Annotated in this window: 12 protein-coding genes; 1 reads left to right on the top strand and 11 read right to left on the bottom strand. The window is 70.2% G+C overall.

The genetic code is table 11. From position 1 onward, the window contains the following. Positions 1-125 precede the first annotated feature (125 nt). Positions 126-3,731, bottom strand: a complete 3,606-nt coding sequence (locus tag ACOCMH_RS15660) for an indolepyruvate ferredoxin oxidoreductase family protein (protein ID WP_427311745.1) — start codon at positions 3,729-3,731, stop codon at positions 126-128. Between the two features lie 338 nt (positions 3,732-4,069). Between ACOCMH_RS15660 and ACOCMH_RS15655 the strand changes: the two genes are divergently transcribed. Beyond that, positions 4,070-5,347, top strand: a complete 1,278-nt coding sequence (locus ACOCMH_RS15655; protein ID WP_427311743.1) for an NYN domain-containing protein — start codon at positions 4,070-4,072, stop codon at positions 5,345-5,347. A gap of 228 nt (positions 5,348-5,575) precedes the next feature. On the opposite strand, the gene gspF is transcribed toward ACOCMH_RS15655, so the two are convergent. From gspF to ACOCMH_RS15605, 10 genes are all read right to left on the bottom strand, one after another. After that, a complete protein-coding gene (gspF, locus tag ACOCMH_RS15650) occupies positions 5,576-6,793 on the bottom strand; it encodes a type II secretion system inner membrane protein GspF (protein WP_427311741.1) in 1,218 nt (405 codons plus the stop codon). Positions 6,794-6,807: 14 nt separating this feature from the next. After that, the gene (gene gspE / locus ACOCMH_RS15645) at positions 6,808-8,355 is read right to left on the bottom strand and encodes a type II secretion system ATPase GspE (protein WP_427311739.1); all 1,548 of its coding nucleotides are present in this window, start codon (positions 8,353-8,355) and stop codon (positions 6,808-6,810) included. An 8-nt stretch (positions 8,356-8,363) separates the two neighbouring features. Beyond that, entirely contained in the window at positions 8,364-10,850 is a 2,487-nt protein-coding gene (gspD, locus tag ACOCMH_RS15640) for a type II secretion system secretin GspD (RefSeq protein WP_427311737.1), read from the bottom strand. A gap of 34 nt (positions 10,851-10,884) precedes the next feature. After that, positions 10,885-11,694, bottom strand: a complete 810-nt coding sequence (gene gspN / locus ACOCMH_RS15635) for a type II secretion system protein N (RefSeq protein WP_427311736.1) — start codon at positions 11,692-11,694, stop codon at positions 10,885-10,887. Beyond that, positions 11,694-12,299, bottom strand: a complete 606-nt coding sequence (locus ACOCMH_RS15630) for a type II secretion system protein M (RefSeq protein WP_427311734.1) — start codon at positions 12,297-12,299, stop codon at positions 11,694-11,696. The genes gspN and ACOCMH_RS15630 overlap by 1 nt, the downstream gene beginning before the upstream one ends. Positions 12,300-12,315: 16 nt before the next feature. Then, complete coding sequence (gene gspL / locus ACOCMH_RS15625; RefSeq protein WP_427311732.1) at positions 12,316-13,758, bottom strand: type II secretion system protein GspL; 1,443 nt, start codon at positions 13,756-13,758, stop codon at positions 12,316-12,318. Between the two features lie 270 nt (positions 13,759-14,028). Continuing rightward, on the bottom strand, positions 14,029-15,078 hold the full coding sequence (gene gspK / locus ACOCMH_RS15620) for a type II secretion system minor pseudopilin GspK (RefSeq protein WP_427311730.1): 1,050 nt from the start codon (positions 15,076-15,078) through the stop codon (positions 14,029-14,031). Further along, positions 15,075-15,782, bottom strand: a complete 708-nt coding sequence (locus ACOCMH_RS15615) for a PulJ/GspJ family protein (protein ID WP_427311728.1) — start codon at positions 15,780-15,782, stop codon at positions 15,075-15,077. Before ACOCMH_RS15615 ends, gspK begins: the two co-directional genes overlap by 4 nt. Beyond that, entirely contained in the window at positions 15,760-16,173 is a 414-nt protein-coding gene (gspI, locus tag ACOCMH_RS15610; protein ID WP_427311726.1) for a type II secretion system minor pseudopilin GspI, read from the bottom strand. Before gspI ends, ACOCMH_RS15615 begins: the two co-directional genes overlap by 23 nt. Beyond that, positions 16,170-16,670: a GspH/FimT family pseudopilin gene (locus ACOCMH_RS15605; RefSeq protein ID WP_427311724.1), complete on the bottom strand. Its 501-nt coding sequence runs from the start codon at positions 16,668-16,670 to the stop codon at positions 16,170-16,172. Before ACOCMH_RS15605 ends, gspI begins: the two co-directional genes overlap by 4 nt. Positions 16,671-16,673 lie beyond the last annotated feature (3 nt).

Here is a 16,673-nt window from a genome sequence, read left to right as displayed (position 1 = left end):
AGAGGGCAGGGTGAGGGGTGGTCTGGCAAGGCACGCATCCAGATGCTCCCGCCCTCTCCCCCCGGCCACTCTCCCGCAAGCGGGAGAGGGGAGACAACCGCGGGGCCATGCAGAAGTCCTCGCCGTCAGGCCGCCCGCTGCGCCGTCTCCGGATGGCGGAACTGCTCCAGCAGCTTCACCCAGCGCGCGCGCACCGCCTTCAGATTATTTTCCTTCACGTGGCCGAAGCCGCGGATATCGTCGGGAAGGTTGGCCAGCGCCACCGCGGTGTCGTGGTTGGCGGCATTGAGGCCTGCCACCAGTTCGTCGAGCAGGGCGCGGTACTCGCCGATCAGCGCGCGCTCGGTGCGGCGCTCCGCGGTCTTGCCGAAGAGGTCGAACATGCCGCCGCGCAGCCCCTTCATCTTCGCCAGCACGCGGAACAGCTTCATCGTCGACGGGCCGAACCTGCGCTTGACCAGGTGGCCGTTGTCGTCGCGCCTGGCGTTCAGCGGCGGTGCCAGCCAGAAGTTGAGCTGGTAGTCGCGGCCGGGCTCGCCTTCGAACTGCGCGCGCAGCTTGTCGAGGAAGGCGGGATCGGTGTAGAGCCGCGCTACTTCGTACTCGTCCTTGTAGGCCATCAGCTTGGCCAGGTTGCGCGCCGCCGCCTCGGTCAGCGGCAGCGCCTTGCCGCTGCCCAGCAGCGTGCTTTCGGCCACGCGCACGCGCTCGATGGCTTCCCGGTAGGTCTGTGCGTAAGCGGCGTCCTGGTATGCGGTCAGGTGTGCCATGCGCCGGGCAACCAGCTTCTCCAGCATCGCGCCGGTCGAGGCGGGCAGCTTGACCACTTCAGCGCCTTCCGCGGTGTTCTTCAGCTTGCCGGTCAGCGACAGCACATGCTCGGGGTCGTGCGCCATATGGCGGCCCCAGTCGAACGCAGCCTTGTTCTTCTCGACCGCCACCCCGTTCAGTTCGATGGCGCGTTCCAGCGCCTGCAGCGTCAGCGGAATCCAGCCCTTCTGCCAGGCGTAGCCCAGCACCAGTGGGTTGGTGTAGATGGCGTCGCCCAGCAGCGCCACCGCCAGGCCGGAGGCGTTGATGAAATCGCACTTCTCGCCGACGGCCTTGCGCACGTCCTGCTCGGCCGACACGCCCGGGAATTGCCACTTCGGGTTCTTGATGAAGTCGGCGGTCGGCGTCTGCGCGGTGTTGACCACGGCCCGGGTGCGGCCGGCCTGGGTCTTGGAGATGACCTCGTCCGTGGCGGACACGATCGCATCGCAGCCGATCACCAGGTCGGCCTCGCCCATGGCGATGCGGGTCGCGTGCAGGTCGTCCGGGCGCGCGGCCAGCTGCACATGCGACAGCACCGCGCCGCCTTTCTGCGCCAGCCCGGCCATGTCGAGCACGGTGACGCCCTTGTTCTCCAGGTGCGCGGCCATGCCGAGCAGTCCGCCGATCGTGACCACGCCGGTGCCGCCGACGCCGGTCACCAGGATGCCGTAGGCGCGGCGGATCGCCGGCAGTGCCGGCTCGGGCAGTGCGGGCAGGCTGTCCATCGACACGCCGTGCTGCTCCGGCTTGCGCACCTGCGCGCCTTCGGCCGTGACAAAGCTCGGGCAGAACCCGTTCACGCACGAGAAGTCCTTGTTGCACGACGACTGGTTGATCTGCCGCTTGGTGCCGAACTCCGTTTCCAGCGGCTCGACCGACAGGCAGTTGGATTTGACCGAGCAGTCGCCGCAGCCCTCGCACACCGCGTCGTTGATAAAGGCGCGGCGCGGCGGGTCTTCCATCGTGCCGCGCTTGCGGCGGCGGCGCTTCTCGGTGGCGCAGGTCTGGTCGTAGATCAGGATGGTGCAGCCCGGCACTTCGCGCAGCGCGCGCTGCACGCTGTCGAGCTGGTCGCGGTGATGGATGTCGATGCCTTGCGGCAGCTGGATCGCCGCGTTGTATTTCTCCGGCTGGTCGCTGACGATGACGATCTTCTTCGCGCCCTCGCTGTGCACCTGCCAGGCGATGTCCTGCACCGACAGCTGGCCGTCCACCGGCTGGCCGCCGGTCATCGCCACCGCATCGTTGTACAGGATCTTGTAGGTGATATTGACGCCCGCGGCGATCGACGCGCGGATCGCCAGCAGGCCCGAATGGAAGTAGGTGCCGTCGCCCAGGTTGGCAAACACATGCTTGTCGCCGGCGAACGGCGCCTGCCCGATCCATGCCACGCCTTCGCCGCCCATCTGGCTGAAGGTGCTGGTATTGCGGTCCATCCACACCGTCATGTAGTGGCAGCCAATGCCGGCCAGCGCGCGCGAGCCTTCGGGCACGTTGGTCGAGGTGTTGTGCGGGCAGCCCGAGCAGAACCACGGCTTGCGCTCGGCCTTGGGCTGGCCGACGACGCGCGGCGTCGCCAGCGCCTTTTCCTTGGCCTCGATGATCGCCAGGCGCGCCGTGATGCGCGCGCGCACGTCGACCGGCAGGTCGAACTTGTCCAGGCGCGTGGCGATGGCCTTGGCGATGATCGCCGGCGACAGCTCATAATGCGCCGGCAGCAGCCAGTTGCTCTGCGGGATCGACCATTCGCCGCCCGCGTTGTCCTTCTCGTCGAACTTGCCGTAGACCTTGGGGCGCACGTCGTCGCGCCAGTTGTACAGCTCTTCCTTGAGCGCGTACTCCATGATCTGACGCTTCTCCTCGACCACCAGGATTTCCTGCAGGCCCTCGGCAAACGCGCGCGCGCCATGCGCTTCGAGCGGCCACACGCAGCCGACCTTGTACAGCCGGATGCCGATCTGCGCGCAGGTGGCATCGTCCAGGCCCAGGTCGGCCAGCGCCTGGCGCGTGTCCAGGTAAGCCTTGCCGCCGGTCATGATGCCGAAGCGCGCGTGCGGCGAATCGATCTCGATGCGGTCCAGCCTGTTGGCGCGCACATAGGCCAGGCCGGCGTACCACTTGTAGTCGAGCAGCCGCGCTTCCTGCTCCAGCGGCGGATCGGGCCAGCGGATGTTCAGGCCGCCCGGCGGCATGATGAAGTCGTCCGGCAGCGCGATCTCCACGCGGTGCGGGTCCAGTTCGACCGAGGCCGACGATTCCACCACGTCGGTCACGCACTTCATCGCCACCCATAGCCCGGAGTAGCGGCTCATGGCCCAGCCGTGCAGGCCGTAGTCCAGGTACTCCTGCACGTTGGACGGATACAGCACCGGCAGGCCGCAGGCCTTGAAGATGTGCTCGGACTGATGGGCCAGCGTCGAGGACTTGGCCGAGTGGTCGTCGCCGGCCAGCACCAGCACGCCGCCGTGCTTCGAGGAGCCGGCGGAGTTGGCATGCTTGAACACGTCGCCGGTGCGGTCCACGCCCGGCCCCTTGCCGTACCACATGCCGAAGACCCCGTCGAACTTCGCATCGGGATACATGTTGACCTGCTGCGAGCCCCACACCGAGGTGGCGGCGAGGTCTTCGTTCAGGCCGGCCTGGAACACGATATTGTGCGCGGCCAGGTGCTTCTTGGCCTTCCACAGCGACTGGTCCAGCGCGCCCAGCGGCGAGCCGCGGTAGCCGGAGATAAAGCCGGCGGTATTGAGTCCGGCGGCGTGGTCGCGCTCGTGCTGCAGCATCGGCAGGCGTACCAGCGCCTGCGTGCCGCTGATATAGATGCGGCCGCGGTCAAGCGTGTATTTGTCTTCGAGGGAAACGTTGGCGAGCGCCTGGCGGATGGCGTCGCTGACCGGAGAGGTCAGGGGGGCATTCATGGGTGCTCCTCTAGGGGCGTGCTGTCGGGATCGCCGACACCTACAGTTGTGGGCAACCGTCCGGGGCCTCTTGTGAAGGCGCCGGACGGCTGTTGTCTCTGCGCGGCATGGTAGCACCGCCACAAAATCGACGGTACCTTGCAATGCAGCACAAAGCGTGCCCGTCCTGGCCGTGAATTCCCGTATGGACAGGGGTTCGCGTGTACACTGCGTTGCATCGAGACGGCCCGTGCCGACGCCAGGCAGTCTCGCCTCCGTCATATCTGTGTTGCCATCCTGGTGCAACCCGGACTCTTGACCGCCCGCCCTGACGCGGGCCTACCAGCGAATATCCGAACATGACCAATTCCCCTCGCCAGGGCACCGCAACCCTGGCCGTGCTGATCGACGCCGACAACGCGGCGCCCGCCATTGTCGAAGGCCTGCTGGCCGAGGTCGCCAAGTACGGCGTGGCCGCCGTCAAGCGCATCTACGGCGACTGGACCCGGCCCAACCTGGCCGGCTGGAAGGAACGGCTGCTGTCGCACTCGATCCAGCCGATCCAGCAGTTCCGCTACACCGTCGGCAAGAACGCGACCGACAGCGCCATGATCATCGACGCCATGGACCTGCTCTACACCGGGCGCTTCGATGGCTTCTGCATCGTCTCCAGCGACAGCGACTTCACCCGGCTGGCCTCGCGCATCCGCGAGCAGGGCCTGACCGTGTACGGCTTTGGCGAGCGCAAGACGCCCAAGCCCTTCGTCACCGCCTGCGACAAGTTCATCTACTCCGACGTGCTGCGCGCCGAGGTCGACACCGAAGGCGCGGACGGCGCCGACGGCGCCGCCGCGCCCACGCGCAAGCGCAGCACCGGCGAGCTGCGCCAGGACTCGCGCCTGGTGCGCCTGCTGCAGAACGCCGCGCAGGCCGTGTCGGACGAAGACGGCTGGCTCACGCTGGGCAGCATGGGCAACCACATCGCCAAGCAGGCGCCGGAATTCGACTCGCGCAATTACGGTTACGGCAAGCTTTCGGAACTGGTGCTGGCCACCGGCCTGTTCGAAGTGGAGACCCGCAACGGCGGCAACAACAAGACCATCTGGGTGCGGCTGAAGAAGCGTGCCAAGGGCGGCGGCGAGCCGCAGCAGCGTGCGCCGCAGCCGTCCGCCCAGCATGCCGAACCGGCCCGCCGCCAGCCCGCCCCCGCACCGGCCGAAGCGTTGGAGCCCGCCCGCGGGGTCGAGCCGCTGCCGACGCCGGAGACCGTCGCCCCCGAACCGGAGGTTCCGGCGCCAGCCGAGCCGCCCTTTGTCGCGGCCGATGCGGTGCAGGCCGAGGCCGAGCCGCAACCGGTGCCGCCGCTGGAAGCGGCGCCGCAGCCGGACCCGGAGCCGAAAGCGGGCAACCCCACTGGCGCGCGCAAGCGCGCGGCACGCCGGCCGGAAGTGACGCTGAGCGAGACCCCGTGGCCGATCGACCAGTCGGTATTCGCGGCGCCGGGCAAGACTGTGCTGACGGCAACGGTGGATGCCGAAGCGCAACCGGCCGCCGAGGCCGAGTCCGCACCGGCGCCGGCACCGGCGCGCAAGACGCGCAAGCGTCCGAGCAAGAAAGCCGAGCAGAAAGCCGAGTAGAAAGCCGAGTAGAAAGCCGAGTGAAGCGGGCCCCTGGTTTTCTCCCCTCTCCCGCTAGCGGGAGAGGGGCCGGGGGAGAGGGCAGGCGTGCGGCAAGCACGATGCGCCTGACTTCGTGAGGGCTCCCGCCCTCTCCCCCAACCCCTCTCCCACTTCGCGGGAGAGGCCAGCCCCTCACCCCGGACGTCAGGCAATGCGAGCGTTGCCCCTATGCCAGCGCCAGCGGCCTTACCGCACCAGCTGGTTGATCTCGATGATCGGCATCAGCACCGCCAGCACGATCAGCAGCACCACCACGCCCATGGTCAGGATCAGCAGCGGTTCCAGCAGGCTGGTCAGGAACAGCGTGCGCCGTTCCAGTTCCTGCGCCTCGCCCTGCGCGGCGCGATCGAGCATGATCGGCAGGTTGCCGGTGGCTTCGCCGGAGCGGATCAGGTGCACCAGCACCGGCGGAAACTGGTTCTGCGCCGCCAGCGCGCGCGCCAGCGAGGCGCCTTCACGCACGCGCGTGTTGGCGTCTTCGACATTGGCGCGCAGCGCCTCATTGGTCAGGGTCTCGCCGGCGGCCTGCAGGCTGCGCAGGATCGGCACGCCTGCCGAGACCAGGATCGCCAGCGTGCCGGCGAAGCGCGCGGTGTTGTAGCCGCGCACCAGCTTGCCCAGCAGCGGCGCGGTCAGCAGCCAGCGGTGCCATTCGAGCCGCACCGCGGGCTGGCGCAGCAGCCGGCGGATGCTGAACGCAGCCACCGCGAGCACCGCCAGCGCGGCCCACCACCAGTTGCGCACAAAGTCCGACAGCCACAGCATGATGATGGTCAGCGTCGGCAGCTTCTGCTTGGTGTTGGCGAACACGCTCACCACCTGCGGCACCACATACGACAGCAGGAAGATCACGATCGCGAACGCCACCACCGTGACGATGGCCGGATAGGTGAAGGCCAGCCGGATCTTGGCGGTCAGCGTGTTGCGCGACTCGATATAGCCGGCCAGCCGCTCCAGCACCACGCCCAGGTGGCCCGAGTGCTCGCCGGCCGAGACCAGTGCGCGGTAGATCTCGGGGAAGTCGCGCGGATGCTGCGCCAGCGCCACCGACAGCGCGCTGCCGCCCATCACCTCGGCGCGGATGCCGGCCAGCAGTTCATGCACATAGGGGCGCTCGGCCTGGTCGGCCAGCGCGCCCAGCGCTTCGTCCAGCGGCAGGCCGGCCACGATCAGGCTGGCCAGCTGGCGCGTGAACAGCGCCTGCTCCTGCGTCGACAGCTTGCGTGCGAGCAGCTGGCTGCCGCGGCGCGGCGCCAGGCCGGCGCCGGCGAGCGCGTCGACGGTCAGCGGCGTCAGCCCGCGCGCGCGCAACTGGCCGCGCGCCTGGCGCGCACTGTCGGCCTCGATCACGCCGCGGTCGGTCTTGCCGGCGGCGTCGGCGGCTTCATAGCGGAAAGCTGGCATCCGGGGGCTCCGCCTTAGTCGCGCGTGACGCGCAGCACTTCCTCGAGCGAGGTCGCGCCGCTGTCGACCCAGCGCTGCGCGTCGCCGCGCATGGTGTGCATGCCGTGCGCCAGCGCCACCTGCTTGATCTCCGATTCCGGCGCCTGCCGGTGGATCATGGTGCGGATTTCGTCATTGACCGTCAGCAGCTCATAGACCCCCATGCGCCCCTGGTAGCCCGACTGGCCGCACTTGTCGCACCCGACCGGATGCCACAGCGTCTGCAGCGGCTTGCCCTGCGCGTGCAGGATCTCGGCCTCGGCCGGCGTGACCTCGATCACTTCCTCGCGCTTGCAATGCGGGCACAGGCGGCGTACCAGCCGCTGCGCCAGCACCCCCAGCAGCGACGACGACAGCAGGAACGGCTCGATCCCCATGTCAACCAGCCGCGTCACCGCCGAAGCCGAGTCGTTGGTGTGCAGCGTGGCCAGCACCAGGTGGCCGGTCAGCGAGGCCTGCACCGCGATCTGCGCGGTTTCCAGGTCGCGGATTTCGCCGATCATGACCACGTCCGGGTCCTGGCGCAGGATCGCGCGCAGGGCCTTGCCGAAGGTCATGTCGATGCGCGGGTTGACCTGGGTCTGGCCGATGCCGTCCAGGTCGTACTCGACCGGGTCTTCCACCGTCATGATGTTGGTGGTGCGCGCATCCAGCCGCGACAGCGCGGCATACAGCGTGGTGGTCTTGCCCGAGCCGGTGGGCCCGGTCACCAGCACGATGCCGTGCGGCTGGCGGATCAGGTGGTCGAAGCCGCGCAGCGTGTCGGGCGCCATGCCCAGCTTGGCCAGGTCCAGCCGGCCGGCTTCCTTGTCGAGCAGGCGCAGCACCGCGCGCTCGCCGTGGCCGGTGGGCAGCGTCGAGACGCGCACGTCGACCGGCCTGCCACCCACGCGCAGCGTGATGCGGCCGTCCTGCGGCAGCCGTTTCTCGGCAATATCGAGCTGCGCCATGATCTTGATACGCGAGATCAGCGCGCCGTGCAGCGCCTTCTTGGGCCGCACCACGTCGCGCAGCGTGCCGTCGACGCGGAAGCGCACCACCGACGATGATTCGAACGGCTCGATATGGATATCCGAGGCGCCTTCGCGCGCCGCCTGCGTCAGCAGCGCGTTGATCATGCGGATGATCGGCGCATCGTCTTCGGATTCCAGCAGGTCTTCCACCGCCGGGATGTCCTGCATCAGGCGCGACAGGTCGACCTCGCCCTCGACCTCGCCCACCACCTGCGCGGCGCTGCCGTCCTGGCGGTGATAGGCGTCGGACATGGCATGCTCCAGCGCCTCGGGCTCCAGCACGCGCAGGCGCAGCGCGCCGTGCACGCGCGCCACTTCGGCCAGCGCGGTCGGCGAGGTGGCGCGGCTGACCCACACCTCCAGCCCGTCGGGGCGCTGGTGCGCGATCAGCAGCGGCGCCTCGCGCGCAAAGCCGTAGGAGACCAGCCGCGCCGCCATTGGCGAGGGTGGCTCGAGTTCGGCCGGCGGGTTGAGGCCGGCGGGGAGGGCGGTTTGGACTTCGCTGGCCATGGCGGGCCTCAGTACGGGAGTGCGGCTTCGCCGCGCTGGTTCAGCGGTTGCGGGGCGCTTACCGGCGCTTGCGGTGCGGGTTGCGGGACCGGCTGCGGCACCGGTTGCGGGCCCGGGACGGCCTGCGGCAACGGCGCCTGACCCGGCTCGCCCGGCTGCTGCGAGCCTGGCGGCAGCGTTTGCGGCAACGGCAGCGGGCCGGCCACCGGGCCGTTGGTGCGCGGGTTGACGAACGGCGTGCCGGGCGCGTCGGCCGGCGGCAGCATCGGCGTGTTGGTGTCCCGCACCATGATGTTAGGCGATACGAAGCCCTGCTGCTGCGCCCGCATATAGTCGTAGCGGTCCGCGGTCAGACGGTCGGTGGCGCCGGCCGTGCGCATCACATAGGGCCGCAGGAACACCAGCAGGTTGGTCTTCGAGCGGTTCTTGTTCTCGTAGCGGAACAGGCCGCCGATCAGGGGGATGTCGCCCAGCAGCGGCACCTTCTGCACGCCGTCGCCATAGTTGTCCTCGATCAGGCCGCCCAGCACGATGATCTGGCCGTCGTCGACCAGCACGTTGGTCTCGATCGAGCGCACATTGGTGGTCGGGCCCTGGATCAGGTTGGCGGTCGCCTGCACCACGTTCGACGATTCCTGGAAGATCTGCATCTTCACCAGCCCGCCGTCGGTGATCTGCGGCTTGACCCGCAGCGTGATGCCGACGTCCTTGCGGTCGAAGGTCTGGAACGGCGTGACCGAGGCCGCGCCGCCGGTCTGGGCGTAAGAGCCGGTGGTGATCGGGATGTTCTGGCCGATCAGGATCTTGGCTTCCTCGTTCTCGAGCGTGATCAGGTTCGGTGTTGACAGCAGGTTGACGCTGCCATTCGTGCCCAGGGCGCGCAGCAGGGCGCCCAGGCCCATGGCGCGGTTGACGATGCCCAGGTTCAGGCCGCCGATGTCAGGAATCAGTTGCTGCGCGGCGGCGATGCCGGCGGAGCGGTTGCTGTCGGCCAGCGCGCCGGCCAGCGTCAGGTTCAGGATGTTCTGTCCGCCGGTGCCAAAATTGGTGCCGGCAAAGACATTGTTGTTGCCGCCGGGCGAACTGATCAGGCCCTGCCACTGGATGCCGAGTTCGCTCGCCTGGGTGGCGGTGACTTCGACGATCATCGACTCGATGTAGACCTGCGCGCGGCGCGCGTCAAGGTCGTCGATCACGCCGCGCAGGTTGCGGTAGACCGGTTCGCTGGCGGTGATGATCAGCGAGTTGGTGGACGGGTCCGCCTGGATGATGCCGCCGGTGGTGGGCTGGGTGTTGGTGCCGAACGAGGCGGAGAAGGCCGAGTTGCCATAGGCGCCGCCGCTGCCGCCCCCGGCGCCGGTGCCGGTACCGCTGCGCATGCCGGTCTGGGCGGTGGTGGCGCCGCCGGTGAACTGGCCGCCCGTCGGCGTCGAGACATTGGTCATGCCCGCCGCGCCGCCGATGCCGCCCGCCTGTCCGCCGGGCTGGGTGGCGGTGGCGAAGCTGCTGTCGGCGGCAACGATGGCGCGCAGCGTGGCGGCCAGCTTGATCGCATCGGCGTTCTTCAGCGGCACCACCCAGATGTTGCCGGGGCGCGCGTAGGGCTGGTCGAGCTTCTCGATCAACTGGCGCGCCTGCTGCAGGCGCGCGCGGCTGGTGGCGCGGATCATCAGCGAATTGCTGCGCGGCTCGGCCACCACCGAGGTGCGCAGGCTGGCGTCGACGCCCGCGGCGCCGCCGCCGGTGGCACCCGCTGCAGCGGGATCGAGCAACCGCTGCAGCACCGCCGCGGTATCGCTGGCCAGCGCGTGCTTGAGCGGCACCAGTTCGACTTCGCCAGAGGCCGGCGCATCGACCGCGGCGATGATGCGGGCGATACGGCGCAGGTTGTCGGCGTAGTCGGTGATGACCAGGGTGTTGTTGGCCGGATAGGCGGTGATGGTGTTGTTGGGCGCGATCATCGGCCGCAGCACCGGCACCAGGTTGTTGGCCGACTCGTAGTTCAGCCGGAACACTTGTGTCACCACCTGGTCGCCGCGGCTTGGGCTGCCGCCGATCACGGTGGGCGAGCCCTGCAGCTTGGCATCGGCCTCCGGCACGACCTTGGTGAAGCCGTTGCTCTCGACCATGGCATAGCCCTGCATGCGCAGCACCGAGCCCAGCGTCTGCAGCGCCTGGGCGCGCGACACCGGCTGCTCGGTGACGAGATTGACGGTGCCCTTCACGCGCGGGTCGATGACGAAGTTCTTGCCGGTGGCCTGGCCGACCGCCTTGATCACGGAATCGAGGTCGGCGTTGACGAAGTTCAGCACCACCTGGTCGCGATTGGCGGGCGTCACGTCGGGCGGCGCCGGCGGGGTGCCCTGGGTACGCGAGGCGGGAGCCCCGGGCTGGGCCCACAGCGGCGCGGGCGCCAGCAGTGAGAGCCCGCAGAGCAATGCCACGGCGCGGGCGCAGGCGGTCTTGAAAACAGGTCGGTTGGCGTGGGTGGTCATAGTCATTTCCGTGGGCTGTGCGTTCTGCGTGGCATCAGAAACGCAGCCTAGTCACATTGTCATCTCGTCGTCCCAGCAGGCTCAGCAGGCTGGTCAGCTGCGTGGCGGCCTCCGGTTCGGCATGCGCGGTTCCCTCGAAGCGCGCCTGCCGCCCGAGCGTGCCGCTGCCCTCCAGGTGCAGCGGTCCCTCGATGGTGCTCAGCTGCAGCTTGCCGCCGCCTGCGCCGGTCCAGTCGATCTCGGCCCGGTAGCTGCCCAGCGGGCGCAGCCGGCTGACCGCGGCGGACACCTGCTCGATGCGCAGCGTCATATGGCCGGTCAAGCCCTTGCCGGAGAAGCCGCCCTGCAGCGCGGACCAGTCCACCCGCATCAGGCCGTCCGGGCGCAGCGTGTTGAACGGCGCGCCGACGCCCTCCAGCAGCGCAGCGGGCAGCCGCATGGCGCCCGCCTGCGCGCTCCAGCCGCCCGGCGTCGCGGTGAGCGCGACAGGCGCGGCCATGGCCTCGGAATGCGTCAGCACCACCCGTGCGGTGCCGGTCAGCAGCGGCCAGAACGCCAGCGTCCAGTGCAGCCGGCCGGGCAGTACGGTGGCGGTCTGGCTGCCCGCGCCGGCCGACAGCGCCAGGGTGGCGCTGCCGCGCCACAGCGAGCCGCTGGCGTCGGCCAGCAACACGCGCCCCTGCGTCTGCGTGGCGACGCGCGCGGCGATCCATGCCGCCGGCAGCATCGCCACCGTGGTCACCGCGGCGCTCGCCAGGGCGAGCCCGAGCCAGCGCAGGCGCCGCGCGGCGGCCGGCTGGCGCAGCGCGCGGCGCGGCAGGCGCAAGGTTTCCAGCCGCACCATCAGCTGCGGCCGCCCGGACCCTGCAGGGTCGCGGTCACGTTCACCAGTGCCGTGGCGCCGACGTAAACCACGCGCGCATCGATCACCTTCATGCGCTGCTGCTGGCGCACGTCCTGCAGCCAGGTGCTGACCGCCCCGAACGGGACCTTGTCCAGCTGCACCTGCACGCTGTTGTCGGCGCCGGCCGCCAGCCGCGTGGCTTTCAGGCCGTACTGGCCCAGGCTTTCCTGCAGCGCTTGCGTCAGCGCATCGCCGCGCAGCGACGGCGCCGGCGTGGCCTTCAGGCCGCGCGCTTCCTGCGCCAGCGTTTCCATTTCGGCCAGGTCGGCGCGCAGCTGCGGCAGGTTGCGCGCGGCCCGCTCGCGGCCGTCGGCGGCCGGCTCCCACAGCACCAGGTAGCCCACCACCAGGGCCAGCACCGCGGCGCCGCCGGCCAGGATGGCCTGCTCGCGCGGGTTGCGTGCCGACCAGAAGGCGTCGAAGCGTTCCCGCCACGCCTGCGGCACCGACGGGCGCAGCCGCGCCAGGCGCGTGCGCAGCGTGGCGGGCCCGCTGCGGCGGGCGGCGGGCGACTGGCTGCGGGCGGAGTCTTTCAATGGGTTCATGTTGGGCATGCGCCGGTCACAGGCCGGGCTTGATGGTCCAGCGCGAGCCGGGTGTTACAGGTGTGCCTGCGCTGGTGCCGGTGCTGCCCGAGGCATTGCCGGCCTTGTCCTCTTCCATCTGCAGCCCGGCCTGGCGCGCTGCGCTGCGCAGCCCGGCCGTGTCGGTGCCAGGCTTGAGCGTCACCACCAGCATGCGGCCGCGGTACTCGAGCGCCTGCAGCGCATCGGGCGGCAGCCGGCGCGCGGCCTGGGCGAAGCGGTCGGCCAGCGGCAGGAAATCGTCCGGCGTGCTGCGTCCGCTGGCGATACGCAGTTGCTCGACCTGCCGGCGCATCTGCAGCGGGGCATCGAGCACGGTCGGGATCTGCGGGAACGCGCCGCGCAGCGTCTGCGCCTGCGCCGCCTCCAGCCGTTGCTGCTCGTTGCGCAGCAGCAGCCAGTGGGTGTTCATGCCGATCAACTGGACCAGCACCAGGCCCGCCAGCAGCGCCAGCGGCAGGCGCCACGCCACCAGGTTCCAACGGTCGGCGCGGCCCTGCGCAAATTCGAACTGCGCCAGGTCCAGCCCCGGCTCGCGCAGGCATTCCTGGGCACCGTCGATCCACAGCCGCCAGCCGGCGCGCCCGGCCTGGCGCAGGCCCGGGACCGGCGCCATGGCCGCGGCGTCGGCATCGGCGTACCAGGTGCCCGCGGGCGCCAGCGCCTGCCATGCGGCCAGTGCGTCGTCGCCCAGCAGCAGCCCGTAGCCGGCGTGCGCACTGGTGCGCACTGTCAGTTGCCACTGGCGCGCCGTGGTGGCTGCGGGTGCCGGCAAGGCCTCGCCCAGCGCACCACCGAGCGCACCGCTTTCGGCGAGCGCACTGGCGGCGGCTTCAACCACCAGCGTAGCCGGCTGGGCCGCTGCCGGCACCTCGCCGGGCGGGGCCAGCGACGGCTCTGCGCCGGCCTCCTCTTCGACCGCGGCCAGCGGCACGCACAGCTGCGCGGCGAGCACGTGGCGGCGGCGATGGCGATGCTCGGCAAAGGCATCGAGCACCGTGCGCAGCCAGGCGCGGTCCGCCACCATCAGCAAGCGCTGGCGCGGGCCGCGGCCGGGCGTGGCGCCGCCGAGGGCCGGGCCGATGCCGATGTGGCACGGCTGCGCGTCGGTGGCGAGGGCGTCCTCGACCAGGTTGGGCAGCGCCTGCTTCAAACGCGCGGGCGGCAGCGGCGGCACGCTGGCAGTGGTCAGCAGTACGTCGCTGGCGGCCAGGATCAGCACCAGCCGCTCCGCCGCGGGCAGGTCGGCAATGCGGGCGTGGCCTTCTCGCAACACTTCCGGCACGGCACGAGGCAATCCGCGCCGCGCAGACTCGCCCGCGGCCGTGCGCACCAGCGCAAACGGTAGGGCGCCGAACTGCCACGGTTGCGGCTGGTCATGCGGCCGGTGCGGCATGCGCACGTACAGGGTGGTGCTCAAGATGTCCTTGCTTTGGCTTCAGTAGAACGGCTCGATAAGGCGCATGGCCCATGGGATGCGCCCGGGATCGCCCCGGCGCAGGAAACTTGCCGGAGTGCGGGGATGCCGGCGGGCGGCCTGGGAGGCCGATCGGCGGCGAGCGGGCTGGTGCCAGGCTCGCGCCAGCGCCGCAGCATACCTTGCCTGCGTGACAAAACCACGTCAATACCATTCTCCCCGGTTGCTCCGGTATGCCGTTTTCATATGTGCGCCAGCCCGCCTTGCCATGGTTCAGCGCAGGTCCGGCAGCCGGTCCGCATCCTGGATCCAGACCACGCGGGTGGTGTTGGCCGCACCGAGCGGTTCGCCGCGGTAGATCAGCGACACCTGCAGCCGGCTGGCGCGCTCGTGCCGCACCAGCCCGTAGACCAGGAAGTAATGCGAACGCACGTCGAGCAGGTTGCCCAGGTTGCCGCTGCTGGCCTGCGGCGCCACCGCGGACAGCTGTGTCTGCAGGTTGCCGATGTTGTTGAAATAGGCGCGGTCGCGCTGGCGCACCAGTTCGCGCGCGCGCTCCAGCGGCAGCTTGTCGATCATGGCGGCCAGCACTTCCGCGTCGGCGGTGTTGGCATTGACCAGGGTGCGCTCGGGCAGCACGATCAAAAAGGGTTCCAGCACGGCCACCTTCTCGGGCGTGTAGCCGGGCAGCGCCAGCAGGCCCTGCACGCTGTCGAGCGGGCGCGGCGCCTGCCGGCCCGATGCATCGCCGCCCTGGCCGCCCTGGGCGGCCTGCAGCATGTAGCGCGCGGTGGACTCGGCCAGCGCCGGGTTCAGCCCCACGGTGCGCAGCAGGCGGCCATAGGCGGCCTGCGCCGACTGGTCGATGTTGGCAACACGCCCGACCGGGGCGCCCTGGCCGCCGGTGGCGGACCACGTCACCAGGTTGGCCAGGTTGAAGCGCGCCTGCGCATCGAGGATGCGCCCGGACAGGAACGAGGTCTCGCCCGCAACGTCGGTGCGCAGCGACGCCCCCAGGAAATCCGACAAGCGGGTCTCGGCGATCGGCACCGCCCACGGCTCGCCCAGTTCATCGACGTTGCTGCGGCGCTGGTCGTCGCGCAGGATCAGCCGCGCCCAGTCGACCGCGGCGCGCTCAATCCAGGTGGCCTGGGCCAGCAGCCGCTGGTTTTCGATAGCGCGGATCTGCACCTGCTGCCGCCACAGCATGCCCGACACCACCACCACGGCCAGCGTCACCATCAGCAGCGCGGTGACCACGGCGGCGCCGCGCGCGCGGCGGCGCACGGGCCGGAAGCGGGATCGGCGGCGGGCGTGCGTCATAGCCCGGACATGCAGATCTTCTGGAACTGCCGCGGCGCGTCGCCGTCGCCCATGCGGGCGAGGATGGTCAGTTCCACCGCGCGCACCGCGGTGTTGGGCACCGCCGCGCCGACGTCCGATGCTGCCACCGCGCTGGCTGCATTGCCGCTGAACAGTACGTTGCGGATGCGGTTGCTGTCCGCCTGCCAGCCGGCGGGCTCGACCCAGGCGCGCGCGCTCAGGCCATCCACGTCGCCCAGCACACGTCGCACCTGCGCGTTGTTGCCGCCGCCCTGGCGCAGCGCCAGCAGCGACGTCTGCAGCGCCGCGCGGTTGTCCACCGGCGGCGCGGCCACGCGCAGCAACGTGTTGCCGTCAAGCTGGTAAGACAGCGCCTGCCATGTCGGCGGCTGGCCTTCGTCGCGGCGGTCGCGCACCAGCAGCACCCGGTTCTGGGCGATCTCGACCGGGCTGGCCTGCAGCAGCGTAGGGTTGGCCAGGTGCTCGCAATCGGCCTGCAGCTGGCCGTAGAGCACCTTGAGCGCATCCAGCCGGGCATCGTGATCGGTCAGCCGTTCGCGGCTGCGCGTCAGGCTGTCCAGCGCGCGCCAGCCGATCACTGCCATCACCGCCAGCAGCGTGATGGCGACCAGCATTTCCAGCAGCGTGAAGCCGCCGGCGGATGTGCGCCCGCGCCGGCGCTCAGAGCACGTTGCGGGTTTCATTGGGGACAATGGTGACGAGCCACGCCAGCCGCACTGACTTGTCGGTGGCGGAAGGATAGACCGCGATTTCTACGCGGCGGAACACCGGATTGGGCGTGGCCGACACGGATTGCTCGCAGTACAGCGGCGTGCCGCCCTGCGGGCAGGCATAGCCGCTGACGCCGGGTTCGGGCCAGGTCTTGGCCAGGCGCACCGAAGCCAGGTGGTTCTCGGCGCTCCATTCAGCCAGCATGCGGGTCTGCAGCGACGCGCTGGCATCCACCATCGAGCTCATCGCACGCATGGCCGCGGTCAGCGCCACGGCCAGGATGGTCAGCGCCACCAGCACTTCGATCAGGGTGAAGCCGGCCACGCCGCCGTGCTGGCGTCCGGCAAGGCGCGGGCGCGTCATGGCGTGCTGGCGAAATAGCGGCCGCTGCCGTCGCCGGCGACGTCCACGCGGATATCGCCGCGCACCAGCACCAGGCGCTGCGGGGCATCGATCAGCTCGCGCCCGAAGATCAGCCGCGGCGGGCTGTTGGTGCCGGTGCTGCGGCCGCCTTCGGCGACGATGACCTGGTCCAGCGCCAGGCGCCAGTTGCCAGGCGCGAACACGTCGGTGCGCATGGGGATCCAGCCGTTGGGGGTGGCTTCGAGGAAGCGCCAGCCGCCGGCGTCGCCTTCCCACGCGATCGGGCGCGCGCCCAGCTGCGCTTCTTCCTGCGCCAGCTCGAACAGCCGCGCGATGCGCTGGCCATCGTCAAGCACGCGGCCGCGCTCGTTGGGCGCGGCATTGACCGCGACCAGCGAGATCACGATGCCGGCGATCACCATGACCACCAGCAGTTCCAGCAGCGTGAAGCCGGGGTGCCGCTGCCGGGGGGCGCGGCGGCGCGGCGCCGTGGTCATGAT

Origin of the sequence: Cupriavidus sp. H39 (assembly GCF_050271075.1) — a bacterium.
Taxonomy (GTDB): Bacteria; Pseudomonadota; Gammaproteobacteria; order Burkholderiales; family Burkholderiaceae; genus Cupriavidus; species Cupriavidus necator_B.
Note: the sequence above shows the minus strand (reverse complement) of the source record. Positions and strands in the feature narration are given on the sequence as shown.